This is a genomic window from Leptolyngbya sp. BL0902, from assembly GCF_016403105.1.
GTDB lineage: Bacteria > Cyanobacteriota > Cyanobacteriia > Phormidesmidales > Phormidesmidaceae > Nodosilinea.
Map to the genome: position 1 here is coordinate 1,974,951 of NZ_CP046155.1, position 26,580 is coordinate 2,001,530.

General features: G+C 59.5%; 23 protein-coding genes and 1 tRNA gene. 7 read left to right on the forward strand and 17 right to left on the reverse strand.

Going from position 1 to position 26,580, the window contains the following annotated elements:
• Positions 1-319 precede the first annotated feature (319 nt).
• A complete protein-coding gene (locus tag GFS31_RS08785) occupies positions 320-1,291 on the forward strand; it encodes a homogentisate phytyltransferase (protein ID WP_317135092.1) in 972 nt (323 codons plus the stop codon).
• Between the two features lie 24 nt (positions 1,292-1,315).
• Here the strand turns inward: GFS31_RS08785 and GFS31_RS08790 are convergent, their stop codons facing one another.
• Complete coding sequence (locus GFS31_RS08790; protein WP_198807797.1) at positions 1,316-2,413, reverse strand: DUF4268 domain-containing protein; 1,098 nt, start codon at positions 2,411-2,413, stop codon at positions 1,316-1,318.
• A 481-nt stretch (positions 2,414-2,894) separates the two neighbouring features.
• Between GFS31_RS08790 and GFS31_RS08795 the strand changes: the two genes are divergently transcribed.
• Positions 2,895-4,322, forward strand: coding sequence for a hypothetical protein (locus GFS31_RS08795; protein WP_198807798.1), 1,428 nt, complete (start codon positions 2,895-2,897; stop codon positions 4,320-4,322).
• A gap of 4 nt (positions 4,323-4,326) precedes the next feature.
• Here GFS31_RS08795 and purU read toward each other — a convergent pair whose 3' ends face one another.
• From purU to GFS31_RS08820, 5 genes are all read right to left on the reverse strand, one after another.
• Positions 4,327-5,181, reverse strand: coding sequence for a formyltetrahydrofolate deformylase (gene purU / locus GFS31_RS08800; protein ID WP_198807799.1), 855 nt, complete (start codon positions 5,179-5,181; stop codon positions 4,327-4,329).
• Positions 5,182-5,238: 57 nt separating this feature from the next.
• Positions 5,239-6,000: a DUF4340 domain-containing protein gene (locus GFS31_RS08805; protein ID WP_198807800.1), complete on the reverse strand. Its 762-nt coding sequence runs from the start codon at positions 5,998-6,000 to the stop codon at positions 5,239-5,241.
• A 125-nt stretch (positions 6,001-6,125) separates the two neighbouring features.
• Positions 6,126-6,761 (reverse strand): ribosome maturation factor RimM, encoded by a 636-nt coding sequence (gene rimM / locus GFS31_RS08810; protein ID WP_198807801.1) that lies wholly within the window; start codon positions 6,759-6,761, stop codon positions 6,126-6,128.
• A gap of 8 nt (positions 6,762-6,769) precedes the next feature.
• Entirely contained in the window at positions 6,770-8,062 is a 1,293-nt protein-coding gene (locus GFS31_RS08815; protein ID WP_198807802.1) for a valine--pyruvate transaminase, read from the reverse strand.
• Between the two features lie 225 nt (positions 8,063-8,287).
• Positions 8,288-9,109: a photosystem II manganese-stabilizing polypeptide gene (locus tag GFS31_RS08820; RefSeq protein ID WP_198807803.1), complete on the reverse strand. Its 822-nt coding sequence runs from the start codon at positions 9,107-9,109 to the stop codon at positions 8,288-8,290.
• Between the two features lie 402 nt (positions 9,110-9,511).
• On the opposite strand from GFS31_RS08820, the gene GFS31_RS08825 reads away from it, so the two are divergent.
• A complete protein-coding gene (locus GFS31_RS08825) occupies positions 9,512-9,919 on the forward strand; it encodes a hypothetical protein (protein ID WP_225907630.1) in 408 nt (135 codons plus the stop codon).
• A 320-nt stretch (positions 9,920-10,239) separates the two neighbouring features.
• Entirely contained in the window at positions 10,240-11,859 is a 1,620-nt protein-coding gene (locus GFS31_RS08830) for a hypothetical protein (RefSeq protein WP_225907631.1), read from the forward strand.
• Here the strand turns inward: GFS31_RS08830 and GFS31_RS08835 are convergent.
• Positions 11,783-13,093 (reverse strand): NAD(P)/FAD-dependent oxidoreductase, encoded by a 1,311-nt coding sequence (locus tag GFS31_RS08835; RefSeq protein WP_198807804.1) that lies wholly within the window; start codon positions 13,091-13,093, stop codon positions 11,783-11,785. The genes GFS31_RS08830 and GFS31_RS08835 overlap by 77 nt on opposite strands.
• Before the next feature lie 462 nt (positions 13,094-13,555).
• Positions 13,556-15,454: a tetratricopeptide repeat protein gene (locus GFS31_RS08840; RefSeq protein ID WP_198807805.1), complete on the reverse strand. Its 1,899-nt coding sequence runs from the start codon at positions 15,452-15,454 to the stop codon at positions 13,556-13,558.
• Positions 15,455-15,750: 296 nt separating this feature from the next.
• Here GFS31_RS08840 and GFS31_RS08845 point away from each other — a divergent pair.
• Together GFS31_RS08845 and GFS31_RS08850 are read left to right on the forward strand one after the other, a co-directional pair.
• A tRNA-Thr gene (locus GFS31_RS08845) sits at positions 15,751-15,823 on the forward strand.
• Between the two features lie 287 nt (positions 15,824-16,110).
• Complete coding sequence (locus tag GFS31_RS08850) at positions 16,111-16,686, forward strand: Uma2 family endonuclease (protein ID WP_198807806.1); 576 nt, start codon at positions 16,111-16,113, stop codon at positions 16,684-16,686.
• A 29-nt stretch (positions 16,687-16,715) separates the two neighbouring features.
• Here the strand turns inward: GFS31_RS08850 and GFS31_RS08855 are convergent, their stop codons facing one another.
• The 6 genes from GFS31_RS08855 to GFS31_RS08880 all read right to left on the reverse strand — a co-directional run bounded on the left by GFS31_RS08855 (position 16,716) and on the right by GFS31_RS08880 (position 22,248).
• A complete protein-coding gene (locus tag GFS31_RS08855; protein WP_198807807.1) occupies positions 16,716-17,849 on the reverse strand; it encodes a glycosyltransferase family 4 protein in 1,134 nt (377 codons plus the stop codon).
• Positions 17,850-17,926: 77 nt separating this feature from the next.
• On the reverse strand, positions 17,927-19,081 hold the full coding sequence (locus GFS31_RS08860) for an NAD-dependent epimerase/dehydratase family protein (RefSeq protein WP_198807808.1): 1,155 nt from the start codon (positions 19,079-19,081) through the stop codon (positions 17,927-17,929).
• A gap of 154 nt (positions 19,082-19,235) precedes the next feature.
• Positions 19,236-20,408: an esterase-like activity of phytase family protein gene (locus GFS31_RS08865; RefSeq protein WP_198807809.1), complete on the reverse strand. Its 1,173-nt coding sequence runs from the start codon at positions 20,406-20,408 to the stop codon at positions 19,236-19,238.
• A gap of 112 nt (positions 20,409-20,520) precedes the next feature.
• Positions 20,521-21,219, reverse strand: a complete 699-nt coding sequence (locus GFS31_RS08870) for a TIGR04283 family arsenosugar biosynthesis glycosyltransferase (RefSeq protein WP_198807810.1) — start codon at positions 21,217-21,219, stop codon at positions 20,521-20,523.
• Positions 21,204-21,878: a TIGR04282 family arsenosugar biosynthesis glycosyltransferase gene (locus GFS31_RS08875; protein WP_198807811.1), complete on the reverse strand. Its 675-nt coding sequence runs from the start codon at positions 21,876-21,878 to the stop codon at positions 21,204-21,206. The genes GFS31_RS08870 and GFS31_RS08875 overlap by 16 nt, the downstream gene beginning before the upstream one ends.
• Positions 21,879-21,906: 28 nt before the next feature.
• A complete protein-coding gene (locus GFS31_RS08880; RefSeq protein WP_198807812.1) occupies positions 21,907-22,248 on the reverse strand; it encodes a Dethiobiotin synthetase in 342 nt (113 codons plus the stop codon).
• A gap of 356 nt (positions 22,249-22,604) precedes the next feature.
• On the opposite strand from GFS31_RS08880, the gene purD reads away from it, so the two are divergent.
• Positions 22,605-23,885 (forward strand): phosphoribosylamine--glycine ligase, encoded by a 1,281-nt coding sequence (gene purD, locus GFS31_RS08885; protein WP_198807813.1) that lies wholly within the window; start codon positions 22,605-22,607, stop codon positions 23,883-23,885.
• An 11-nt stretch (positions 23,886-23,896) separates the two neighbouring features.
• Here the strand turns inward: purD and GFS31_RS08890 are convergent, their stop codons facing one another.
• The 3 genes from GFS31_RS08890 to GFS31_RS08900 all read right to left on the reverse strand — a co-directional run bounded on the left by GFS31_RS08890 (position 23,897) and on the right by GFS31_RS08900 (position 26,557).
• Complete coding sequence (locus GFS31_RS08890; protein WP_198807814.1) at positions 23,897-24,163, reverse strand: hypothetical protein; 267 nt, start codon at positions 24,161-24,163, stop codon at positions 23,897-23,899.
• Between the two features lie 114 nt (positions 24,164-24,277).
• Positions 24,278-24,772 (reverse strand): pentapeptide repeat-containing protein, encoded by a 495-nt coding sequence (locus tag GFS31_RS08895; RefSeq protein WP_198807815.1) that lies wholly within the window; start codon positions 24,770-24,772, stop codon positions 24,278-24,280.
• A 138-nt stretch (positions 24,773-24,910) separates the two neighbouring features.
• Positions 24,911-26,557 (reverse strand): CTP synthase, encoded by a 1,647-nt coding sequence (locus tag GFS31_RS08900; RefSeq protein WP_198807816.1) that lies wholly within the window; start codon positions 26,555-26,557, stop codon positions 24,911-24,913.
• Positions 26,558-26,580: the final 23 nt, after the last annotated feature.

Here is a 26,580-nt window from a genome sequence, read left to right on the forward strand (position 1 = left end):
GCAACCCGTCCGTGGACTTGCCAGCCGTTCTCACCCTATTCAAGCAGGTAGATGAAAGCCATGGTTCAAGGGGGCTTGCCAGTCTTTTCCCTTAGCCCCCTTGGCTTGGACGGTACAAATCACGATACAAATCACGATGCAAATCATCGAGAAACCATGCGACAGCCCGGAAGAAACGCGACTCTCCATCTGCCTGTAGGCCATGATTTAGGGCGAACAGCCGATAAGCTAGAGACGGCTAACATTTTTGTGGGCCATGCGGTGCCCCCAGGGGCCCTAGCTAGATCGTTACGCTAACCTGCCCATCGAGGTACCTGTTGTGACCGTGTCCCCCCAGGGGTCTTCCCCGCGCCTACGCTTTCGCCAAAATCCCCTGCGTTGGCTCTATGCCCTATGGAAATTTTGGCGACCCCATACGGTCATCGGCACTAGCCTCAGCGTGTTAGGCATCGCCATCATCGTGCTGGCGGATGGAGCCACAACCTCGGTGCCCAACGGGTTGGGGATGGTAGGCACTGCCCTCGCAGCTTGTCTGCTGGGCAACCTCTATATTGTGGGCCTCAACCAACTGGAGGACATTGCCATTGACCGCGTCAACAAGCCCCACCTGCCCCTGGCGGCGGGGGAATTTACGATCTCCGATGGCCGCTGGATTGTGGCCCTGGCCGGAGTGGGCGCGGTGGCCGTGGCGGCGGGGGGCGGGCGCTGGCTCCTGGGCACCGTGGGCCTCAGCTTGATGATTGGCACCGCCTATTCCTTGCCTCCCCTGCGGCTCAAGCGGTTTCCCTTTTGGGCGTCCTTCTGCATCTTGGCGGTGCGGGGAGCGGTGGTCAACCTGGGGCTGTTTCTGCACTTTAGCCAGCGGCTGGGTCAGCCCTTGGCCATTCCGGGCCGGGTGTGGGCTTTGACGGTGTTTATCCTCCTATTCAGCATTGCCATCGCCCTTTTCAAGGATATTCCCGACATCGAAGGAGATCGCCGCTACGGCATTCGCACCCTTTCCCTCCACCTAGGCCAGCGCCCGGTGTTTAACCTCGCGAGGGGCTTGCTTACCGTGGGCTATGGGGGGATGGTGCTGGTGGGGCCTTGGCTGGCGGGGGTCAATCGGCCCCTGTTGATCGTCACCCACCTGCTTGCCCTCGCCGCCCTGTGGATTGCCAGCTTTCGGGTTGCCCCCCTCCATCCCCACCGCCCTGGGGCTACTCTCTCCTACCCCAACTTCTACCAATTCATCTGGAAACTCTTTTTTCTGGAGTACCTCATCTTTCCCCTTGCCTGCTGGCTTGCCTAGAGTTCGTTCTCCATGGCGTGAGGCTTAGGGGCGCTGACTGGCAGGCAGAATGAGCGTATCCGTGAGGGAGGCTATCCGGTGGTGCGGCATGGCGTGGTAGCCGTTGGCATCGAGGTGTTTGATGCGCTCGAAGAACACCTCATAGAAGCGCTCTAGGCAATCGCAAAACCAGGCTTGGTAGTGGGGCCACTGGTCACGCTGGTCAAAGTCTACATTGTCCAGCAGGCAGGCGATCACACAGGTCTGATCGCCGCTGTCGTCCCAAATCAGGGGCAGGCCAATTTCGTCGGCAATGAGGTCTCGCTCGTGGGCTAGCAGATAAAAGTGGGCGTGGGCATCAGTGCCCGACAGCAGCAGCTCGGTATAGAGACTGCGGTGCTCCAAATCGAGGATGGCATTCAGACGAAAGCCCGCCCTGGCAATGGCAAAGCCCATGGTGGCCTCCGGCGTAGGGTTGCCCGGTTTTACCAAGCTACCCAGGCGATCCATCTGCTCGCACAGGCCCGTCCAAAAGTCTAAATTGGCCTGCTGAGCCTCAGTCAGGGGTTCTGGTTCCGGTTCTGGCTCTGGCGCTACCGTCCCCCTCGTCTGGGGCTGGGAACCTTCATCGGCTCCCTCCTCAAACTCCCCCAGGCTGTCTTGCAGGGCTGTGAAATTCACGGCCATTGCGTTTTTCCCGATGCACCATAGCTCTACCTCTACTCCCAAGAAGGCAACCTGGGCTTGGCCAAGCTGATTCAGCCAGTTGAGGGTTTGCTGATGCTCGGTCGTGAACTCAGCGGCGATCCAAACCACCGTTGAAGCCTCTGCCAACGCAGCCCCGGTGATCAGCGCCCCCAGTTGCGGCGTTTCACTACTTCCTGGATAGGCGGCGACCAGGACAATCTGATCCGTCTCCGCCTCCTGAAACAAGCCGTACTCTGAAGCGCTACCAGCCTTGTCTTCAGGGCCATCATCCTCAGCCCAGGGAGCCAGGGTCAGCCCCAAGGCATCGCTAAGCAGGTCTAGGTTTTCGGCCTCCGCCAGCCAGTGCTGAAAATCGGCGGCATTTTGCCAATAGTCAGCGGGATTCATTTTTTCGAGCCGTCCCAGCTTGGGTTTGGCAGATGGCTTGGGCCGCATGGATAAAGTCACTCAGCAGGGTTTATGATCCTACCTCCTATTATGGCCTAGGGCGTCTGCAAACCTCATGCTAACCAGGGCAAAGGCCCACCCACGGCGCGAGGGCCAGCCTGGGGCCAGCCGTTGGGTATAACGATAGGTTACTAAACCTTGACCTACCCTTAGCAACTGAGTGAAAATACTGAAGAGATGCACGGGTAGCTAGCCCATCTCTTCATGACGTGCTCTTAACACTATCGTCGTTTTACCCGTGCTTGGTGGGCTCCACAGCCTAGATTTTTGCGCTCTCTAACCACCTAACCCAAGGTGTCCTAGGCGTTTGTTTTTACACAAGCTCCCCAATTTTTGCGCCTCGTCTTGCCCCAGGCCGTGATCACCAGCCCATTTCCTCAGTCTATGCCCACCATCAAAACATCAAGGGTGGCCTCATTATTCATGCCGTCCGGCTCGATGCATTGCTGACTTAAAAGGAAGGTTTATCATGAGTCAACTGACTGGAAACCTAGGGGGAACCCCCGAAGCCGATAGCTTTACTGGATCACTCACCCTTGCCAGTGATGGCCCACTTTCGGCGGCGGCTATTGTCAACGCTCGTCTCCTCAGTCTCAGCGGTGATGATGTTATCCAGGGCATCGCGCTGGTCACGGCAGCGGCGGGGGAATCCGCAGGGCTGAAGTCTGCCTTCATCGACACCGGAGACGATGACGACACGCTGTATTTTTCTGCCCTGTTCAAGTATTCGCCCTCCTCCAGTGCGCTCCTTCCGGCGGCTAGCTATGGGGTGCAGTGGGCCACCATCCTCACGGGCAGCGGTAACGATATCCTGCGGATTGAAAGCGGCCTCGCCGATACTCCCTTTGGGGCCAGCCCAGCCTATGGGGTCTATCAATCCAGCCTGGATACTGGTGACGACGATGACCGAGTCACGGTGACGGCTCGCTCTGGCTTTGACACTGGCCCCACCTACGGACTCTACCAAAGCACGCTCAAGGGCGGGGCAGGACAGGACGAACTCATCATTGAGAGTACCAGCACGGGGTATTTTCAAGGGACGCCAAGCTACGGCAGCTACCAAAGCACCGTGGACGGCGGTAGCGGCAATGACGAGATCTCTCTGTCGGCCTACTCAGGTTCACGCGGTGGCGGCACAGCCTACGGTGCGCTAGAAACCACGGTGCTGGGTGGGGCAGGTCGGGATGAAATTACCCTTTCCGGTTCGGCTGGCGGGATGAGCCACAGCAGGAGTTACGGCGCAGCCCAGAGCTTAGTAGATGGTGGCACAGGCAACGATCTGATTACGCTGTCGGCTATGGCTTCCGGTGCGGCAGATACCCAAGCCTATGGTCTATTCAATGGCCGAGTGCTGGGGGGCGATGGCAACGATGAGATCATCATTTCAGGCTCCACAAACAGTGGATCCAATGGTCAAGGCATCGGGGTTTATCGAGGTACGGTGAACGGCGGCTATGGGGACGACGAGATCACCATTTCAGGCGAGCATACCCACGACAACCCCAGCAATGTGGCCTACGGGCTGTGGCAAGCCTCGGTCTACGGCGGCGCAGGGAACGACATCATCACCGTTAGCGGCACCACCCTGGCCTTCAAAGACAGCCTGATCCACGGCGGGGACGGGAATGATCGCTTTGAGGTGGGCATCGGCCACGGCACCGTAGATGGTGGTGTGGGACGTGATCTCATTCTGCTGGACTTCTTCGAGGCCCAAACCATGACCGTACAAGCCTTGGCCAATAACGGCCTCCGCATCACAGGCACTGCCGATGCCCAGGGCAATCTTCTAGAGGCCCCCTGGACGCAAACCATCATCAATATGGAGCAGTTTCAGGTCGGCAGCCACCTGTTTACAACCAGCCAGGGGGCGGCAGCCTACCTCCAAAGCTTGACTTAGGCCCTCAGCCAAAGACCACGGTGCGGTTGCCGTAGACCAGGGTGCGGCTGTGTAGGTGCAGGCGCACGGCACGGGCCAACACAATGCGCTCCATGTCCTTACCCTTGCGGATCAGTTCCTTCACGTCGTCGCGGTGGCTGATGCGTACCACGTCCTGCTCGATAATCGGGCCTTCGTCGAGATCGGAGGTGACGTAGTGGGCGGTGGCTCCAATGATCTTCACCCCCCGCTGATAGGCCCGCTGGTAGGGGTTGGCCCCCATGAAGGCGGGCAGGAAGGAGTGGTGAATGTTGATCACCTGGCTGTATTCCGCCAGAAAGTCCGGCGAGAGCACCTGCATATATTTAGCCAGCACCACGAGGTCAATGTTGTAGTCCTTCAGCAGGGCCAGTTGCGCCTGTTCCTGCTCGGCCTTGGTGTCCTTGGTGATGGGGAGGTGGTGGAAGTCGATGCCGAACTGGTCGGCGATGGGCTTGAGGGTGGGGTGATTGCTGATGATTAGAGGAATCTCGGCTTTAAATTCCCCGGCCTTGTGTCGCCACAGCAAATCTAACAAACAGTGATCCTGATGGCTCACCCAAATGGACAGACGGGGCACATCATCGGAAAAGCTGAGCTGCCAGGTGGCCCCCAGGGGTTGGGCGATGGCGTTGAAGGCGGGGCCAATGATCTCGCGGGGCAGGTTAAAGCCCTCCAATTCCCACTCTAGGCGCGACAAAAACAGCCCTGCTTCTGGGTCGCAGTGCTGGTCGGCGTGGAGGATGTTGCCGCCGTTGGCATAGATAAAGTTGGCCAGTTTAGCCACCAGCCCCTTTTGGTCGGGGCAAGAGACCAGCAAAATCGCCGTCGGAGAAGCCATGGTTGGAAGGTAATAGGCCCAGGGAACTCTGGAATCTTATCATTTGTCGCCGATGACCTAGTTGCCTTCTCCATTGGGTGGATTGGGTTCGGCGGGGTCGGCCTCCGTCGCTCCGTCGCTGCCAGGACGATCCGCCGGGATCTCGATCTCTAACGACGGCTCGGCCAAGGGAAGATTCTCCAGTGCCGGATCACCCAAGGCCGGGTCATTGTCTGAGGATGCTCCGGGCGAGGTTTCCCCTTCTCCCTCCACGGGCATCTTCCATTCTTCGAGGGGACGGTTGATGCCGTTGGCCACATCGCGAGTCACCACCAGCACCTCATACTCGCCCGTGGGAGACGCCGGGGGCCAAGTTTCACCGGGATCCACAATGGCGTAGTTGGCGTTGCCGCTAAAGTCTCGCCCCCCCAAAATCAAGACGTACTCGGTGCCGTCTTGCAACACTACGGTGACTTGGCCGAGGGGTTGGTCAAGGCCGAAGTCGGCCAGTTGATCCGCCGCCATTGTCACCCGTTGCAGCGGAGAATCGGTGATTAAGCGACTCAGCAAAAAGGCCACCGCCCCCGGTTCTGCCACCCGGTTTTCGGGCTCAATCATCTGCCAGTTGCCAGCCCCATCCCCCTCAAACACCAGTACCTCGCCATCGCGCTCCACCGTCACGGTAGCAACGTCGGTTTCAGCAAAGCGAAAAATTGCCCCCCGCCCTGCCTGCACTTGGCTGGCGGGCTGGCGGCGCTGCTGCGATTCGCCCATCAACACCCCCGCTCCCAGCAATAGGGCTACACCGACCAACACCACCGTTCCGCGCTTCAGCTTCATGGCCCAATGTTCTCCTTTCCATGACATTTCACCGAGGATCCATCTTAGCCAAGGGCGCTACCCGTCGCACCCAGGAGTCCGGTCTAGGGGATATTGACCGCTTTGGTTGGGGCCGAGATCGGGCGCTAGGCATCCAGAAGACCGTCGGGGGGCGTGAGGTAGAGACAGCCGTTGGCCAGGTCTACGGTCGGCACAATGGCTTCCACAAAGGGCACCAAGACTTTGCGAGACTTAGGGCGGGATTTGGGCCGATCCGCTACGGGGGAATCCTGGGGCAATGGGGCACCGGAATTTTGGGCCATAGCCTGATCCGATGCGCTAGCGTCCGGTGCGCTGGGATGCAGGGTAATTTCTAGCAGATCGTTCCCGGCTTCGTAGAGGTCGGTGACGAGGCCGATTTCCGCCCCGGTGGCCTGGAGGATGGCCCGTAACCCCATCAGATCGGCGGCGTAGAATTCACCCGCTTCCAAATCGGGGCGATCTGCGGCGGGCACCAGCAGGGCACAGCCGCGCAGGGCCTCGGCCTGGGTGCGGTCGTCAATGCCGTCTAGCTGAATCACGTACAGCCCCTTGCCGTCCATGGATCGCCCTTTGACCAGGGTGACAGGCTCAGGGTTGGGCCGCTGGGGATATTGAATCCACCGCGCCCCCGGATCGAGGAAGCGCTCAGGAAAGTCGCTGCTGGGATAGACCCGCACTTCGCCGCGCACCCCCTGGGGAGCCACAATGCGGCCAATTTCAATCCAATCGGTATCTGCCATGCGATCTCCTACACCGTCGCCACGGCGGCGGGAACGGTGGCATACAGATCGTCCACCACCCTGGCCAAACGCTCAGCGGCGGTGGCCAGTTCTGGGGCGCTGGCGGTGAGGCTAATCCGCAGACATTGGCGGGTGTGGGGCCAATCCTCCCGCAGGCCGGGGAAGAAGGGGTTGCCTGGGACTACAATCACGCCCTCCTGCTTCAGCCGTTGGTATAGCGCTTGGTCGGTGATGGGCAGATGGTCGAACCAAATCCAGGCGAAAATCGCCCCCTCACCCCGATGCAGATACCAGGGCACGGACTGGGGCATGGCCCGATCTAGGGCAGCCTCTAGCACCGCAAATTTGTCTTGATAGTAGGGGCGAATCACCCGCTCCGAAATCTCCGCCAAAGCACCGGAGGCGATGGCGCGGGCGGCAATGGCCTGTCCATAGCGGGAGGAGTGGATGCAGAAGTTGGTCTGGAAGCATTCCAGCACCTCAATCAGGGCCGGATCGCCAATGGCCACCCCCACCCGTTCCCCCGGCAGACCCGCCTTCGAGAGGCTCATGCAGTGGAGGATGTTCTCGCCAAACAGGGGCGTCATCTCGGTAAAGTTGAGGGCCGGAAAGGGCGGGGCATAGGCGGAGTCGATCAGCACGGGCACCTGGTGGGCGGCGGCAAGGTTGGCAATTTGGCGCACCTCGTCATCGCTGATCACGTTGCCCGTGGGGTTGCAGGGGCGGGAAAACAGCACAAAGCCCGTATCCGCCGTAATTTCGAGCTGGCTGAAGTCGGGCCGATACTTAAACCGATGGCCCGCCTCATCCACCTCCAGGGCCGGACGGTAGGCCTTCACCGCCTCCGGCACCAGGGAAATGCCGCCGTAGCCCGTATAGTCTGGGCTGAGGGGCAGCACAATGTCCTTCATGTGGCCGCTGCGGGTATAGCCCCCCAGGGCGTTGGCCGCTAGGAAATAGAGGGCCTGACTGCCGGGGGTAATCAAAATGTGGCGATGGGTGAGAGACAGCCCGTAGCGCTGGTTAAAGTCGTTACAGATGGCCTCCACCAATGGCCCATAGCCCTGGCTGGTGCCGTAGCGACACACCACCTCGCCATACTCCGGGCTGTTGAGCAAATCCTGGGTGCAGTCTCGCCAAAGCTGCTCCACCTCCGGCAAAATCACCGGATTGCCCGCACTGAGGTTGATGAAGTCTCGCCCCTGGCCTGCCCGTAGGGTTTCAATGATGTCTTTCATAATGGCGCGAACCCCCGTCAGGTGGGACATTGCTTCGCCAAATTGAGTCAGAGCAGGCAGCATAGGCATTCAACCGATGGGGAAGGGACGGCGGGGATAGGCCGATAAAAAGGCATTCCCCTACTATATCAAGCGGGTTTCCCATCCATGGGTTTCCTCGGTGGATTGACTTGGAGAAGTTAGGGCATAAAAAAGCAGGGATCCATTAGAACCCCTGCTTTTTTATGCTTACTGCCAATCTAGGAACCGTTGGAAAGGCCCAAGGCCCGGTTTCCTGGAGCTTTCTCCCTAGACTTCCTCTAGACGAGCGTAGAAGACGCCTTGGACTTTGATGTCTACAGGCTCAGCGGTGCCCATGTCGGTGTCGGAGGGCTGTTCGGCCTCGAAGGTGCCGCCAATTTCCCCGGTGCTGCCGTCAATTTTGGAAATCCGCAGGGACATATGGCCCTGGCCGATGTCGAATTTTTTGACGGTTTCTGCCACGTACTCGTCACCGCTGGCGGGCAGGGCCACGGCGGTATCGTATCCGGTGGTCAATCCGCGAGCCTTGGGATCCAGGAAGTTGGAGGTGCGGTAGGAGGGTACTTTGTAGTCGCCTTCAAAGTCGGTGGAGGTGGTGAGGGCACCAAGGCCAGGTTGGGACTGGGCCGTTAGACCTTTGACGGTAAACAGGAAGGGCTCTTGTTGGCCACCGGGCAGTTGCACGGTGATGGCTTGGAAGTCGATACCACCCGTTTCGGAGAACAGCAGGCTGCCGTCATCTTGAACGGTGAGGTCGCCGCGCACCTGATCCAGACTGGAGGTATAGCGGGTCAGCACCTTACCAGGAATGTAGGCCGCTTCCTGGCGCTTGGAGGTGGGCTCTTCCTTCACAAAATAGGCGGTGGGCTCAATACACATCCCCACAATCTCGTACTTTTTCCCGGCCTCTAGGGGCAGGCTACCCCGAGTCATCTCGGAGAGTTGGGGGCACTTGTTGGCCAAGCCCGTATTTCGGATTTGGTCATAGGTTAGGGGCACACTGCTGGTGGCGGTGGGGGCCTCACTACAGGCCGTTAGCACGCTTAGGCAAACGGCCAAAAACGCAACGATAAGGGCGCGATACCTCATTGTCTACCTCAAATCAGCATGTAATAAAAACTAGGAGCCACTTACTGTCTTAGAGATTGTTAAACAGCGCAATGGCAAACCCCGCGAGCACCGTAGCATAAGCAGGCTGACCGAACATAAAGAAAAGATCAGACGCTTTGGATGCGGCTCTGATCTCCTCGAATGCTGCACAATCCCCAATCGTAGGACCTCAAGTAAGCATTCTACATGGCTTCAGGCTTCTTTCTCAGAATTCTCCGATCATTCCCCCCTGCCCCTTGGCCCCGTCTTGGGCAATTGGAGGCTGTTTGCCGTCAGACCTTGGGCAGACACGGTGGATGAGGGAGATGTAAAGTTCCGCAACGCTTGCCTGGGATGGAAGTACAAGTATTAAGCTATTTAACAAATTCTAGCCTTGACCCTATGACTGAATCGGTTTCCATTGAATCCTCCGAGGTCTCAGCGGCGGCGACCGGGGCTCTAGCCCAGGATTTGCAGGAGATTGCCACCGCCATTGATGCCGCCGCCCAGGGCCGCAAGGGGGATAGCGTCGCCCTCTTGGCGCTACTGCGGCTGTTAGAACAGCACCATCGCGATATCTGTGAAACCCTGTTCCGCGATTCTTTGCCCAGCAATCGCCACACCCTTTACACCCTACTGCGCGACATTGAGGTGCATGGTGGCTGGCCCTACATTCAGCGGATGAAGCTGAGATCGTTTCTGGCCAACTATCCCCATCTAGAGGAAGCCGCTGAGCCTGACCCTCCGGCCTTCCCCCCGGAAGAAGACTCTTTGGACGAGGACTGCCCGCCCATCATCCTAGATGACTAAATCCTAGATGGCTGATTGCCCTGGATGAAGGCCCTCTGGATGACGGCCCTGGGTGCTGGATAGTTCTGGTTGCCCTAGATCGTCAGCCCCAACCGTGCTAATCCTGTGGAGTTCCATTACCATAGCTCCCCATGGGTGGTGATTGGGCGGTTCTGTCGGGAACTGAATCGGTCATTGTTTCGTTAGAGACAGGGTGGCCCTGGGACATCGGTGCAGGTCTGGATCAATGGCCTGGTGCTTTCAGGGGGGGAGCTGGTAAGCCTAGGGCAAACCTGGGCCAAGGCTGGGGCAAAACTAGGGTTTAGGTGGATAGCGTGAGCATGGTCAACCAAGGCGGGATCAACCAAGGCGGCAGTCAACCCTTAGCTGGTGTAGATCAGCACCTATCACGGGTGGCAACGGGTGAAAAGCGGCCCTCTCACCCCAGACCTTGGCGGCAGCGAGCCCAGGGAGTCACGCTTCATGGGCTGGCTCTGGCGGTGGGGCTGGTGGGGTTGGCCCTCCCCCGTCCAGCCTTGGCCAACCTCAATGTTTATTGCCAAGTTTCCCAGGCAGAGGCCCAGGCCAAGGAAGACTTGCGACGAGCGGCCTTTAGCGGGGATGCTACGGCCCAACAGCAGTACCAGGCCACCGTGCGCCAGCACGCCGAGAACCTGCGCCGTTGCCGAAGCCAGCAGTGGCCCCAGCGGCAGGCGGTGTGGCTGCGGCTCTACCCCTGCGACCTTCAGCCCGGTGTGCTGGAGGCGGTGATGGATCGGGTGGTGAACCTGGGCTACAACGAGGTCTACGTCGAAGCCTTCTATGGCGGGCAGGTGCTGTTGCCCCAGGCCGATAACCCTACTGTGTGGCCTTCGGTGGTGCAGTCTCCCGGCTACGAGCGGCGAGATTTGCTGGCGGAATCCATCGAAAAAGGCCGCTATCGGGGGCTGAGGGTGGATGCTTGGGTGTTTGCCCTCAACTTTGGCTATACCTATGGCCTGCGTCAGGATCGACAGCAGGTGCTTGCCCTCAACGGTCGGGGCCAAACCACCCACGCCTTTGCGAGAGCAGGGGAGTCCAGCAATCCCGATGAAGTATTTGTCGATCCCTACCATCCCCAAGGGCGGGCCGATTATGCCCAAATGCTGGCGGCCATTTTGCGCCGTCGCCCCGATAGCGTTCTGTTCGACTATGTGCGCTACCCCAGGGGGGTGGGGGCCAACTCCGTGGTGGATAGCGTAGACGACCTGTGGATTTACGGCCAAGCCTCCCGCGAAGCCTTCCTTCAGCGGGCCGCAAATCAGCAAGGGCGAGAACTGATGCGTCGCTACATCAGCCGAGGATCCCTCGAAGACAGCGACATTGATGAAGTTCGTGCCCTCTACCCCAACGAGGCCGAGCCCCTGTGGCAAACCCGCCAGCCCACTCCGCGCCAGCCCAACCAGCCCCTTCCCGCCGCCGCCAGTCTCCGGCCTCAGTTTCAGCGGGAACTGTGGCAACTGGCGGTAGCCCATGCGGTGCAAGGGGTGGTGGACTTTGTGAAAATGGCGGAGGATCAGGCCCGTCGTAGCGGCATTTCATCGGGGGCGGTGTTTTTCCCCGATGGCAACCAAACCGTGGGCACGGGCGGCTACGATTCGCGCCTGCAATACTGGGAGCGCTTTCCTACCACCATGGCGTGGCATCCCATGGCCTACGCGGTGTGCGGCCACACGGGCTGCATCTTAGACGGCATTCGGCGAGTGATTTCCATGGCTCCGGCCAACTCCCAGCCGTTGATTATGCCCGCCATTGCCGGAATTTGGGGCCAGCCCACCCACAACCGCCCCGCCATTGAAGCCCAAATGGAAGCCATGCGGCGGGCCGTGCCAGAAATCAACGCCGTCAGCCACTTTGCCTATTCTTGGCAGGATCCAGAGTTTGACCGGGTGCGGAAGTTTTGTTCGCTGACCCGGCCCTAGCCATGGCCCGCCCCGCCAGCCAGCCCGTCGTCCAGGCATTCTGGAAGTTAAAGCCGCCCGTAATGCCGTCAATATCGAGGATTTCCCCGGCAAAATGCAGCCCCGGACAACGGCGACTTTCCAAGGTTTTGAAGTCCACTTCCTTCAGCGCCACCCCGCCACAGGTGACAAACTCATCCTTAAACACGCCCCGTCCGGCAATGGCGTAGCGGCCTTGGGTGAGTTCGGTGACGAGTCCTTGTAACTGCCCCTTGCTGAGGTTGGCCCAAGTGAGGTCGCGATCTAGCCCTACCCGCCGCTGAAGCAAGTAGAGCCACAGCCGCCGCGACAGGGCCGGAAAGGGCGAAAAACTCACCATCAACCGTTTACCCTGGTTTTGTTTGAGATCCAGTAAGGTTTGCCGCACGTCGTCTTGGCTGAGGTGCGGGAGCCAGTTGACCCCCAGGCTAGCCCGATAGCGCTGCCGATGGAGATCTACCGCCCCAAAGGCCGACAGCTTGAGGATGGCGGGGCCGCTCAGCCCCCAGTGCGTGACCAACAGCGGGCCACGCTGTTTGAGGGGTTTGCCCTGGTCGAGGTGCAGGGTCAGGGCCACATCCTCCACCGATACTCCAGCGAGGGCATGGAGGTCAGGATCCGCGACGTTGAAGGTAAACAGCGACGGCACCGGAGGCACCAGGGTATGCCCTAGGGACTGGGCCAGCCGATAGCCCAGGGCACTGCTGCCCGTGGCCAACAGCAGCCGATCACAGCGCCAGGATGGTTCTTCCTTCACCGCTACCGTGAAGCCATGATCTCGCTGGGTAATGCCCGTCACCGCTTGGCCACAGTGCAGGGTGATGCCCCGTCGCCGTGCTTCCCCCAGCAGGCCCTCCACAATGGTGGCAGAGTCATCGGTGGTGGGGAACATTCGCCCATCGGCCTCGGTTTTGAGGGCAATGCCAAGCCGCTGAAACCAGGCGATGGTGTCCTTGGGCTGAAACTGGCTGAAGGGGCCACGCAGGGCACGGCTGCCCCTAGGATAGTGGTTGACCAGCACCGCCGGATCGAAACAGGCGTGGGTCACATTGCAGCGCCCGCCACCAGAAATTCGCACCTTGGCCAGGGGTTCGCGCCCTGCCTCAAACAGGTGAACGGTGGCTGAGGGAGCCGCTTCGGCACAGGCAATGGCCCCAAACACCCCCGCCGCTCCGGCTCCGACAACAATCACTTGGGCAGACGGGGATGGAGGCATGGGCTACAGGTATCGGGTTGAGCATGGGGAGTGTCTAAGCGCGTGGGCTGAGAGGGCACGGCTTCGTCGTAGCCCAGCCTTGCATTGACGACGCTAGGCACCCAACGGGCTAGAACGCGGATCTCCTACAGTTTACAAGCTGCCTTGCAAAGAGCAGGGGACATCACCCCAAGTTCCCTGTCCCCATGTCCATCGAGGCTTTCCTCGCTGAGGAGGCTACACCAACGACAAGCTCAGCCTGAGCGGGATCGGTTGTTCCATTGGGAGGAGGCAACCGGGATTTAGGATCCATCGGCGGCTATAGGATCGCTATAGGATCCGTCGGTGGCTACTAGAGAATCATGACACCTGCTGTCCGTGACCTACTCCCGACACCGATGCCAGCAGACAGTGTGGGCTTCTTCCCCCGGAAGTGTTCTACCCCTGGATACCGGGTTCGAGCTTCTCCTACTAAAGTTGGTACTAAAGTTGGGGCAAAACGCGACCGAGCAAATCCGGTGGCAGTTGAGATAAAACAGCCTGCTGTCCAGAGAAGCCCAGAATCTCGAAATGGAGGCGCACGGAATACACCAGGGCAGTGGCCAGGGTATCCAACGCTTCGGGCTGATCTTGCCAGCCTTGGTAGGCCAGAAGGTAGTGACTGAGGGCGGCGTTGAGGTGACGTTCTCGGTCTTCGGATTGATCGGCAGGCAAGGATAGGGCCAGTTGGTCGTGAACAATGCCTGCGCTGTGGCAGGTGGCCCATACATCAAACCCAGGGGGCTCCGAGGGCGATTGCTGGAGCAAATATTCCACGGCATCGAGGGCGGCTTCGTAGGCATCCACGGCCTGCCGAAGGCTGAGCAGGCGTTCTTCAGGCTGGGAAGTTTGCTGTTGGGCCAAGTCCCAGTAGGCGGTGCCGAGGTTGTTGTGGGTGACGGCGCAGCCCGCCGGAGTTGTGACCAGGGTGCGATAGACCAGCGCCGTTTGGTAGGCATCCACAGCCTGCTCTAGCCAGGGAATGGGATTTTCGTGGTGGGCGAGGCTCCAGTAGGCGATGCCCAAGTTGTTTTGCAGCATGGCATATTCTTGGGGCTCCGCCTGGGGCGTACGGTAGCGCAGAGCTTCTTGGTAAGCGACAATGGCCCGGTGCAAATGGTACTGGGGCCGCTCTATCTGTGAAAGCCGCCAATGGATCGTCCCCAAGCTATTTTGGCCGTTGGCATAGGCAAGGGGATCGGCGGCAACATAGCGTAGGGCTTGGGAGTGGGCCTCCACAGCCTGTTCCAGATACCCCAGGGGATCTCCCAAGTCTGCCAGTTGGGTATACACCCCGCCTAAATTGCCGTAGAGCCGCCCTAACGTATCTAGGGAAATCTGTGCCCGGTTGTCCGCCGATCCCTCAATAGCTTGTTGATAAGCCGCCACACTGCGCTGAAGCCAAGGCTCGATGGCCTGCGGCTGCGACTCTCGCTGGGCTCGCATCCAGTACAGGCTGGCCAAGTCATTGAGGGCATCGCACCAAGCCCTATCGCCCACCCCCAAATCCTGAGTTGCCCGTTGATACACCTCTAGGGCAAACGTCAGCACGGGTAGACCCTCTGGCCCTGGGGTAATCTCCCCCCGGCAAACCTGTGCCAAAGCCAAGTGCGCCCGCGCCAGGGTAAGCGGCCCCGCCTGCTGTTGGTGCAGCCGATGAATATATTGCCACCGCTGGCGAATGGCCTCCTGACGGGCCAGGGCCATGGGCAACACCAGCCCCTCCAGCATTGTTGCAGCGGTTGAAGACTCTGTCTCCTCAGACGCCAGCGACGGCACCGAAGGAAACTCTACCACCGCCGAGGTCGGCTCCCCCTCAAACTCATACAGCCCATTTCGCAACTGCCAAAACCCCGGCACCATCTGCTGAATTTTGCCCAGCCAGGGCCGAGGCAGCCATACCACCAGCCGACCATCCAGCTGGGTTAGCAGCGCATCGACCCGCAACAGCGATGCCAAAAACCGCTTTTGCACCGTAGGCGACTGCCGCGTTAGGGCCTCAATTCCCAAAATTTGGAACGCCGGAAGGGTTCTGCCCTGATCCGCTAGTCGGGGCTGCTGTTTTAGCCACAGTAAGACCTCCTTCACCACATCAGGATGGTCTGCATCCAGCCGCAGCGTCACTAGGGGTGAGGGCTCCCGTCCCGCCTGAGAGGCCCCCGCCGCTGCGGTCAGATCCGCCGCCAACTGCCGAGCCAACCGCTGCTGCAAGGCCCCATCATCGCAAACGGCCAACAGCAACTGTCGCCGCAAGTGAAGCTGTAGCGCCGCCCGCAACTCTTGGTAGACGGCCCGATTGTGCCCCAAAAACGTCTGTGAATTCAACGAAATAGCAGCAACCACGGCAAAAAGATGACGAGTAGATGACCAACCCCTATCCCGTTCACGACAGCGGAATAACCCAGCCACCAGAATCGGGAACTAGCACAACCCAACTTCCCAAAGTTTCACCGATACCCGTGAAAACCCGGAGGATTGGGTCGTCCCTTAACTAAAGTTTCATCACTGTCACAAGGATTTAGGCTAAAAGCTGTGCCACTTCCCCCGCTGGGTAAGGACTTACCGTTCTCCAACGCTGCCTCCCGGCACAACACGCCTGTCCAAAGCATCGCCAGACCGCTATACTTGAAGGTGCTTTTGCTGGTGTAGCTCAGTTGGTAGAGCAGCTGATTTGTAATCAGCCGGTCGCAAGTTCGAGTCTTGTCACCAGCTTTTCTGTGAAACCCCTGTAGCTGAAGGGTTACAGAGGTTTTTGCTGACTGGCCATCTTCAATCATGAAGTGCCTATGTATTGAACTAGACATTCTTTCCGGCAACTTTGACCAGGGCCTAGGCAAGTACAAGCCACAGTCGGCCATGAGTATGACATCGCTGCTGGATATTCACCCAAGCTGAATGATCTGTGGCGGCAGTACTGTGCCAAAAGGCCAGGATGATGATACGAAGCTGTTCCCCATCTTGCTTGCTAAATTAAGGATATCCTTTGCGCTCTCGGTGCCATGACGACCCTGACCCTAACCCTCGACCCGGTGGTGCGGCTCACCCATGAGCAGTTCTATGAGCTGTGCAAAGTGAACCAAGACCTTCGCCTAGAGCGCAGCAGCACCGGAGAGTTAATCCTCATGCCTCCCACCGGATGGGAATCTGGCAAGCGCAATGCCGACCTCATAACTAACGTCACTCTCTGGAATCGTCAAACCCAGATGGGCTTTGTCTTTGATTCCTCTACCGGGTTTTCGCTCCCCAATGGGGCAGATCGTTCGCCAGATGTGGCTTGGGTAGAAAAATCACGCATTGAGGCCATCGCCCCTGATCCAGCTAAGTTTTTGCCCCTGGCCCCCGATTTTGTGATTGAGCTACGGTCTGCGACAGACAAACTCACTACCCTAGAGCGCAAAATGGCTGAATACCGAGACTGTGGCGTGCGTCTGGGCTGGCTGATTGACCCGCAGGAAAAGAACGCGCAAATCTATCGCCTGGGCCGACCCACAGAATACCTCAACCAGCCGGAACAACTTTCTGGAGAGGCGGTGCTACCGGGTTTTATCCTCTCCCTGGCAGAAATTTGGGAGTAGGCTTGGGTTTTGCTGACTACTACCATACCCTAGGCCGCTAGGGGCAGGGAAGTTTCGGCGAGGACTTGGTGGTAGAACTGCTGAAGCTGACGGGTGGCGGCGGCCCAGCCCCATTGTTCGGCTTCGGCCACGGCATCTTGGCGCATGGTTTCCCGCTCGGTGGTGGCTTCAATTAGGCGGCGGGTGGCGATGATGGCCCCTTCCTCGTCCTTGGGGTCGAACAAGAACCCATTGACCCCATCGGTGACGATATCGGGAATGCCGCCGGAGTTGGCCGCTACCACCGGACAGCCTGCGGCCATGGCTTCGAGCAGAACCAGGCCGAGGGTTTCGGTGCGGGAGGGAAACACAAAGGCATCCGCCGAGGCGTAGGCCGAAGCGAGATCTTCCCCGGCTAGGTAGCCGACAAAGTTCGTCGGCGTATCGGCAAAGTGGGCTTCGAGTTCGGTGCGGTAGGGGCCATCGCCCACCAGGGCCAGCCGCGCACCAGGAATGGCTTGCAGGATGGGCTTGATCCGGTCGATTTCTTTTTCGGCAGATAGTCGGCCAATGTAGAGCAGCAGCGGTGCTTCAGGATGCCCTTGGGACAGGCGATCCCGCATCGCGGCACTGGCCAGTTCAGGCCGGAACAGTTCGGTATCGACGCCCCGCTGCCACACGTCGATGCGTTCTACCCCATGCTCCGACAGTTCGGCCTGCATGGCAGTGGAGGTAACGAGATTGATGCGGGCCTGGTTGTGCATGGCCTTGATCAGTTCCCACATCACTCCTTCCAGCATCCCCAAACCGTAGTGCTCCAAATACTTGGGCAGGTGAGTGTGGTAGGAGGCCACCAGGGGCACGTTCATGGCTTTGCTGTAGTAAATCCCCGCTAGGCCCAACACCGCTGGGTTCACGACATGAATCAGGTCGGGCCGAAAGCGATCTAGGGCCTCCCCAATGGAGGGCCGGGGCAGGGCCAGCTTGAGTTCAGGATATAAGGGCAGCGGGAAGCCCGATACGCCGTGGATTTTCGCCCCTCGGTATTCCGTCAGCCCACCCTCTGGGGAAAACACCAAAACCTGATTGCCCTGGCGCTGGAGATGATCGACGGTGTGCTTGAGGCGGGTGACAATGCCATCAACCTTGGGCAAAAAGGTCTCGGTAAAGAGAGCAATTCGCATGGAGAACCGGGGGCTAAGGGAAGACAGGAAAAATTAAGGAGGGCCAGGGCCTTGGTAGACCCTGACCCTAGCGTGGACTAGCTACGCCGCCACTGCACCTTGGGCATGATCTGGCTGTGGTCAACGCGATCTTTGTACTTAACCGCGAAGTTCAGCAGGCTATCTAGCAGCGAGTCGGACAGCAGGTGGGGCTGTAGACCCAGATCAAGCAGGTTGGTGTTCTTGGCGTTGAAGTAGTGGTCTTCAGCTTCCACGCGGGGGTTTTCGAGGTGGTTGATTTCCACATCGAGGCCCAGGGTGGTGCCTGCTTTCTTCACCAGCATGGCCAGGTCGCCGACGCTGAACATTTCGGTGAACTGGTTGAAGACGCGGAAGATGCCGGGGTCGCCCGGATTAGCGATGGCGATTTCGATACAGCGCACGGTGTCGCGGATGTCTAGGAAGGCGCGGGTTTGGCTGCCTTTGCCGTACACCGTCAGGGGGTGCCCCACGGCGGCTTGGATACAGAAGCGGTTGAGGGCGGTACCAAAGACGCCGTCGTAGTCGAGGCGGTTGATCAGCAACTCATCCATGCCCGTTTCTTCGGTGAGGACGCCGTAGACCACGCCCTGGTTGAGGTCGGTGGCGCGGAGGCCCCACACCTTGCAAGCAAAGTGGATGTTGTGGGAATCGTGTACCTTACTGAGGTGGTAGAAGGAACCGGGCTGTTTGGGGTAGGGGAGGGTGTCCTTGCGGCCATTGTGCTCAATGGTGATGTAGCCCTCTTCGATGTCGATGTTGGGGGTGCCGTATTCGCCCATGGTGCCCAGTTTCACGAGGTGGCAGTCGGGGAAGTTGTCCCGCAGGGCGTAGAGCAGGTTCAGGTTGCCAATCACGTTGTTGGATTGGGTGAGCACGGCGTGTTCCCGGTCAATCATGGAGAACGGGGCGGAACGCTGCTCGCCAAAGTGAACCACTGCTTCCGGCTGGAAGTCCAGCATGGATTTTTCGAGGAAGGGGTAGTCGTTGATGTCGCCGATATAAAGGTCGATGTGCTTGCCAGTCAGCTCTTTCCAGCGCTTGAGACGAGCCTGGATGGGGGCGATGGGGGTCAGAGTCTCGATTTGCAGTTGAGCATCCCAGTGACGCCGCACCAGATTATCGAGGATCCCGACTTCGTAGCCACGATTGGAAAGATAAAGAGCGGTTGCCCACCCGCAGTAACCGTCACCGCCAATTACAAGGACTTTCATATCAATGCTTCATTCTCGTTGCTGATACCAAGACAATTTACCAGTTTGGCGACCCTGTAAACCACCGATCTTGAAATATCCGTAAAGCCAAATCTGCTGCTGTGACGATTGATTCGGGCTAGGGAAAGCCCCTGTTATGGATCCAGTACAACCTTTATCGCAGCCCTTGCAGCCGCAACAAAATAAACTGCGTCGGTCGCCCTGGCTCAAAGTTGTTGTCGCTGACCAAAATCAGGCTTTGGCTCCCGTCGGGCAGGCGCGGCCCTAGGGTCATGCCCTCTAGGTTGTCTACGGGAAGGGTGGTGTTGGCAAAATCCAGCACCAGTTGTTTGCGGATGGGAGTGATCCCCTCGGCCCCGCGCAGGCTAGCAAGGGTAGAGGTGTCCGTTGCGCCCCCTGTCGCCAGTTGATACAGTTTGACGTTAAAGCCTCGCAGGCCAAAGGCCCGTTCTAACCCCAAAAAGTGGCCCCCCTGGTCAATTAGGAGTAGTTCCGTCAGGCCGTTGACCACTGCCCCGGAGGGCTCCAAATCGAGGGGATAGGCGTGCTCGGCAATCAGGGTGGATTGATCTTGCCCTAATAAATAGTGTAGAAAGCGGCTCTGAAGCGGCTGGGCGGGGTCAGGTTCGTAGTCTTGTACTAGGGCCGACTCTGTAGCCATGAACAGACGAAAGGGCTCTGTCTGTCCGGCGGTGCCCGGTGTGGCGTTAAGGGTGAGAGCTTCAAAACTGAGGTTGTTGCGGACGCCCTGGGTGGGTGGATCGGCGTCATCGGGCAAAAACCGATCTGGGATGCGAAAAGCTGTCACTAGCCGACCCGTGGCCCGATCAAATTCTCCCAAGAAGGGCGGAATGCCTCGCGGGACGTCACCCTCGCTGCTCATGAAGACGCTATTGCGGGGGGAGAGGGCAAAACCCTCTGGGTCAAGCTGGCCACGGGGATAGGGGTTGCCCTCGCCATCGGTGAAGGGCGTCACGGACTGAATCGTCACATCCCTAAACCGGGGCTGGCCATCGTTGCCCAGACTAAAGGTCAGCACCAGTTGATAAAACCGAGGTGGCCCAAAGCGGCCCCGGTCATCGGACAGGGCATAGAACTGATCCACGGAACGGTCGTAGGCCAGGGCCGACAATCCGCCCACGGTGGTATCTTGAAACTCTTGGGTGGGCAGCGTGTAGACATCCAGCACCTCCGCCACCAGGGGCAAAAACAACCGTTCCTCCGCCCGCAGTTGGGGAATGGCGCAACCGCCCAGCGCTAGGGTGATGCTGAGCACGAGCGCAAAGACTTGTAGCCCGCTCCGACTGAAGATTCCCGTCTGTCCCATGGATGCCTGTCCCTCCGTTGCTTGCCTGCTGTTGCTTACGGCGAATGGCGTGGGGCGATCACCGCAGCCTGACGCGATCACCATGCCATCCGATCCTTAACATGGTTTGGGGTTATCCCGGTTTAGATCGACCCAAATGACGATACCAGTGGGCCAGTTTGGTGATGTCCCACCCCAGCAGATAGCCGATCACCATGCCCTGGTTGGCGAGGGTGGTGCGCCCCACCCCCAGGCGCTGCCAGCGACGGCTGGAAGTAACGACAGGCACAGGCACAATGGCCACTCGGCCCTGACGGTTGAGGCGCTGCACCAGGTCAAAGTCTTCCATAATGGGCAGTGAGGCAAAGCCACCCAGGCGATGGAATTGCTCAGCAGTCAGGAAAATAGCTTGGTCGCCGTAGGGCAGCCGCAGCCAGCGCGACCGCCACCTCACGCCCCATTCCACCCAGCGCAGACCCCAGCCAGGGCCGTCGATGGCTAGGTCAAAGGCTCCGGCTACAACGCCCGGTTGGCCTAGGGTTTGGCGCACCAGAGCGGCGGCGTTGGGCGGCAGTCGGGTATCGGCATGGAGGAAAAGCAGAATGTCCCCCTGGGCAATGCTGGCCCCCCGGTTGAGCTGCGCTCCCCGCCCCCCAGCGGCCACCACTACCTGGGCACCCCGGGCCTGGGCGATGGCGCAGGTGTCATCGGTGCTGCCCCCGTCGGCCACAATCACCTCTAGGGCTGAGGGCAGATGGTCTAGGGCAGGGCCGAGGGTCTGGCCTTCGTTGAGGGTAGGAATGATAACGGAGATACCTACGGGCCGGGACATGGGTCGGTGGAAACGCTGGAGGGTAGGTTGGGGCCACTAGGGGAGCTAGGCCGCAACGAAGACGGCAGATGGGCCAGGTCCTCTGGGGTGTCAATATCGGTGAGGGTGGGCAGGTAGGTGGGGGTGAGGTGAAGGCGCTGGGCCTGGGCAACGGTTTGGGCCAGTACGGCAGAGGTACTCCAAGCAATATCTTGGAAAAGTTCGGGCTGGGGAGCTGTCAACCCCAGCAGATAGTAGCCACCATCCTGGGCGGGGCCAAGGACAAGATCGGCCCCGTTGGCCAGAGTCGCTAAGCTTTGATTAAGCAAGGCTGCATCCAAGCCGGGACAGTCGGTGCCACTCACAAGGACGATTCCATAGCCCTGGGCGAAGGCCCAATCCACGGCGGTGGTGAGACGATAGCCGAGATCGCCCTCCGGTTGGGAGCAGTATATCAGGCCATCACCGAGCCAAGTCCGCATCGCTGCTTCCGAGGCCCCGCAGTACCACAGAGCGATATCCACCGCCGCATCCATTGCTCGCACCTGGGCTATCATCCCCTCCGCCAAGCGTTGATACAGGTGGGCCGCTCCCGCTGGGCCGAGGGCCGGAATTAGACGGGTTTTGGCTTGTCCTGGGGTAGGATAGCGGGCAAGCACCAAGACACAGGCAGGCCCCATAGCATCTGTCTCCAACCGAGGTACCGATTTAGTTCGTCTGTCCGGTCATAATGGTGCGGGCCGACTGGCGCAAGCGCGTCAGGTCATCGGCCAGCAGCGGTGGCCAAAAGACCCCCTCCGCAACACCCTGACGATAGAGGTGGGTGCTGTCATCGATCAGCACCAGCAATGCCTTTAGCAAGGTGCGGTCTAACACGGGCTCGTCCTTGAGGCCATCGTCAAGCACCTTGAGCGCCAGGATGAGCGACGTTACCTGCCCAGGGAGAGGCGGTTTCCCCCGACGCAGGCAGGCAATAAACGTCTCCCGCTGATCGTCCGTGGATGAGAGGGTTTGCTGAAGTAAAAACTGGTGGGCTGTGTCAAAGTCCATAGGGGTTCTGAGCAAGGGTCGTAATAGGCCAGGGGGGTTAACTGTAGAAACAGCCGCAAAAACAGCCATAGAAAACAGCCGTAGAAATACGGTGGTGATGCCCCGCGTATGCTCTCTTATTCCTCGCCCTAGTGTATCGCCCTGGGGCAGTCTTAGCACCACCGTCTCCGTCGATGGGGCCCAACCATACCGAATGGTGGCTGGCAATGGCCCACACAACGGTGTTGTTTCGCCAGGAACATGGGAGAATAAAGGGCGCAATGGCTATGGTGGAAAATGCTGCATCATAGTGCCTAATGCGTCTGCTGCCGCTGATCCAGCGCAGGCAGATAACGTTATACCGTGGGAGGTTCTTTGTGAAAGCTTTAGTGATCGGCAGTGGTGGCCGAGAGCATACCCTAGCCTCAGTGTTACTTCAGTCTCCCAAAATTACGGAAGTGGTATGCATTCCCGGTAACGGTGGCACCGCCGCCCTGGCCCACTGCCGCAACCTTGCCCTCAACCCCGAAGACTTTGAAGGCATTGCCCGTTTTGCCCTAGTCAATAATCTGGAGTTGGTGGTGGTTGGCCCAGAGCAACCCCTCGCCCTCGGCATCACCGACTTCCTCCAGGCTCAGGGCTTAAAAGTATTTGGCCCCTCTCAGGCGGGGGCGCAGATCGAGGCCAGCAAAGCCTGGGCCAAGGCGCTGATGGTGGAGGCAGGCATCCCCACCGCCGAAGCAGCGGTGTTTGAGGCCGAGGCTCCGGCGCTGGCCTACCTCAAGGCCCAAAAGGCTCCCATTGTGGTCAAGGCCGACGGTTTGGCAGCGGGTAAGGGTGTGATCGTCGCCCAAACCCTGGACGAGGCCAAAGCGGCGGTTTCCGACATCTTTAGCGGCAAGTTTGGTGCCGCCGGAAGCCAGGTGGTAATTGAAGAATTTATGACCGGGCAAGAAGCCTCCGTGCTAGCCATCACCGATGGCCAAACCATTCGGCCCCTGCTGCCCGCCCAAGACCACAAAGCCATTGGCGAGGGCGACACTGGCCCCAATACAGGCGGCATGGGAGCCTATGCCCCCACCCCCATCGTCACCCCGGCCCTGATGGATCGGATCCAAGCCGAAGTCCTAGAGCCCGCCCTTGCCACCCTGCGTCGTCGCGGCATTGACTATCGCGGCGTCCTCTATGCGGGGCTGATGATTACCCCCCAGGGCGATCCCAAAGTCGTCGAGTTCAACTGTCGCTTTGGTGATCCCGAAACCCAGGCGGTGCTGCCCCTGCTAGAAACACCGCTGGATCAGGTTGTCCTGGCCTGCATTGAGGGGCGTCTAGACGCCCTACCGCCTCTGGAATGGAAGCCTGGTGCCGCCGCCTGTGTGGTGCTAGCCGCCGAGGGCTACCCCGATGCCTACCCCAAGGGCATGGAAATTTCCGGCCTCACCGACGCCGCCGATACCGGAGCCCTCGTTTTCCACGCGGGCACCCAGGCCAAGGGTGGCATTACCGTGGCCAACGGAGGCCGAGTGTTGGGGGTCACAGGCTTAGGTGACACCTTCGAGTCCGCCATTGCCAATGCCTACGCCGCCGTAGACAAAATCCACTTTGACGGCAAGTACTGCCGCCGCGACATCGGCTACCGGGTGAAGGGCCTCAAATAATCAGCCCAGCCCTAGCCTAAATCCTCCGAATCCCACTTGAGAACAGCGGCATCAACGCCCTGTTCTCGCTTGCGTTTGGCGTCTTCCTCAAACCACTGGATGATGTGGCTGGCCGAGAGGGAGGCGAGGGGAATATCCAAGTCGGCGGAGATAACCCCCAGCAGTTTGGCGGTGGAAATGGTGAGGCGGGCCAGGAATTTTTCGGGGGAAGACAGCAGCGCCCCATCTACCTGGGCTGATTCGGCCTCGGTGAGGAACTGAGTAGACTGATCAAGCATGGATTGCCATCGGTAACAACGGGACGGAAGCGAAGATAGGGGGCGGCAGACGACGGGCAGAGTTTGACCAATCACGTCGAGCGTTTACACACCACGGCGTTTTCTCAGCCCAGCCTAGCGGCAACCGAGGCTGTCGCGGGTAGAGACTTGGGTGGTGGGGTTGGTGCCGTCGGCAATTTTGCAGAGTTGGGCAATTTGGAAGCGGTCGATGATGGCTCCAGAGAAGTCGGCCCCGGTAATTTTGGTGTCGTGGAAGCTGCTGCTGGTGAGTAGGGCGTCGATAAATTGGGCATTGGAGAGATCGGCTTCGTCAAAAATGACGCGATCGGCGAAGGTCTGCGAGAAGTTGGCCCCGGTTAGGTTGGCCCGCACAAAGGAGGCTTTGGTCAAAATGGTGCGGCTGAGGTCGGCGTCGGTGAAGTTGGCCTCTCGCATTTCGGCGGCGGCAAAGGAGGTACCGGAAAGGTTTTGGCCGGAGAAGTCGCGAAAGCTGAGGTCGGTGAGGGTGTAGTCCACCGTATTATCTTGGGCGAGGGCCACCGGGGTGTTCCCCAGCCCGCCGAGGAGAATCACCATCGCCGCCAGCATTACCGACCACAGCTTAGCCATCCCAGATTTCCTAGACCGCATAGACACCATTCATTTCCTTTTCCCACGGCGGGGTTGCTATCCCAATCATGGCCCATTTTGCAGGGTTCTGCCAAAGTAGGGCTATCCCTAGCGCGAGGATCCCATCCTGACTTAGCGCTAGGCTTCCACCGCTGTTCCCAGGTTCGCGGCGACGGGTTCTGCTGGGGCCGACTGGCCTAGGGCCGCACTAACCAACCCCAGGAAGAGGGGATGGGGTGTGCTAGGGCGAGACTTGAATTCGGGGTGGAACTGGCTGGCGATGAAGAAGGGATGGTTGGGCAGTTCTACAATTTCCACCAGGCGACCATCGGGGGAGGTGCCGCTGACCTGGTAGCCCGATTCGAGGAACAGGTTGCGGTAGGCGTTGTTGAACTCGTAGCGGTGGCGGTGGCGTTCGTAGACGACCTCTTCGCCATAGAGGCGGCTGGCCAGGGTGTTGGGGGCGAGGCGACAGGGATATAGCCCCAGGCGCATGGTGCCGCCCAGATCGACCACGTCCTGCTGTTCGGGCAGGAGGCTGATCACCGGGTTGGGCGTATCGGGATGGAATTCGGAGCTGTCGGCGTTTTCGAGGTGGGCCACATTCCGCGCCCATTCCACCACCGAGCACTGCATCCCCAAACACAGCCCCAGGAAGGGAATGCCCCGTTCCCGCACGTACTGAATCGCCTGGATTTTGCCGTTGACGCCACGGGTGCCAAAGCCACCGGGCACCACCACGCCATCCATCTGGCTGAGGTAGGTGTCGGCTCCGTCGGTTTCAATGTCCTCGGAGTTGACCCAGTGGATTTGGAGGGCGGCTTGGCGGGCAATGGCGGCGTGGCGCAGCGCCTCCACCACCGACAGGTAGGCATCACTGAGGCTGACGTATTTGCCGACGATGGCGATATTCAGCGGCTGGCTGGAGCTAGAGAGCCCGTTGACAATGGCTTCCCAGGTGCCCAGATGGGGCTGACGGGGTTCCATCGCTAGGATCTTGAGGGCCTGCTCGGCCAGTCCTTCCTGCTCTAGGTTGAGGGGCACTTCGTAGATGCTGCTGGCATCCTGGCAGGTGACGACGGATTCCACCGAGACATCGCAGAACTCAGAAATCTTTTCCTTCATCGGTTCTGGCAGGGGTACCTGGCAGCGGCAGACCAAAATATCCGGCTGGATGCCGATGGAACGCAGTTCCTTGACCGAGTGCTGGGTGGGCTTGGTTTTCAGTTCTCCGGCGGAGGGAATCCAGGGAATCAGGGTGACGTGCATATACAGCACATCCTGCCGCCCCACGTCCTTGCGGAACTGGCGGATGGCTTCGAGGAAGGGGAGGGATTCAATGTCGCCGACGGTGCCGCCGATTTCGGTGATCACCACATCGGGGTTGGTGTTGCGGGCCACCCGATGCACCCGGTCTTTAATTTCGTTGGTGATGTGGGGGATGACCTGAACGGTGCCGCCATGGTAATCGCCGCGCCGCTCCCGGTTAATCACCGCCTGGTAAATCGACCCAGTTGTGACGCTGTTCAGCCGCGACATGGCCGTATCGGTGAAGCGTTCGTAGTGGCCCAAATCCAAGTCGGTTTCGGCCCCGTCTTCGGTCACAAACACCTCCCCATGCTGGAAGGGGCTCATGGTGCCGGGGTCTACGTTGAGGTAGGGGTCGAGCTTGAGGATGGACACGGAATAGTCCCGCGACTTCAGCAGCCGCCCCAAACTGGCGGCCACAATCCCCTTGCCAATGCTGGAAACCACACCGCCCGTCACAAACACAAACTTGGTCATTGCTGCCAAACCCCAGACCCTTA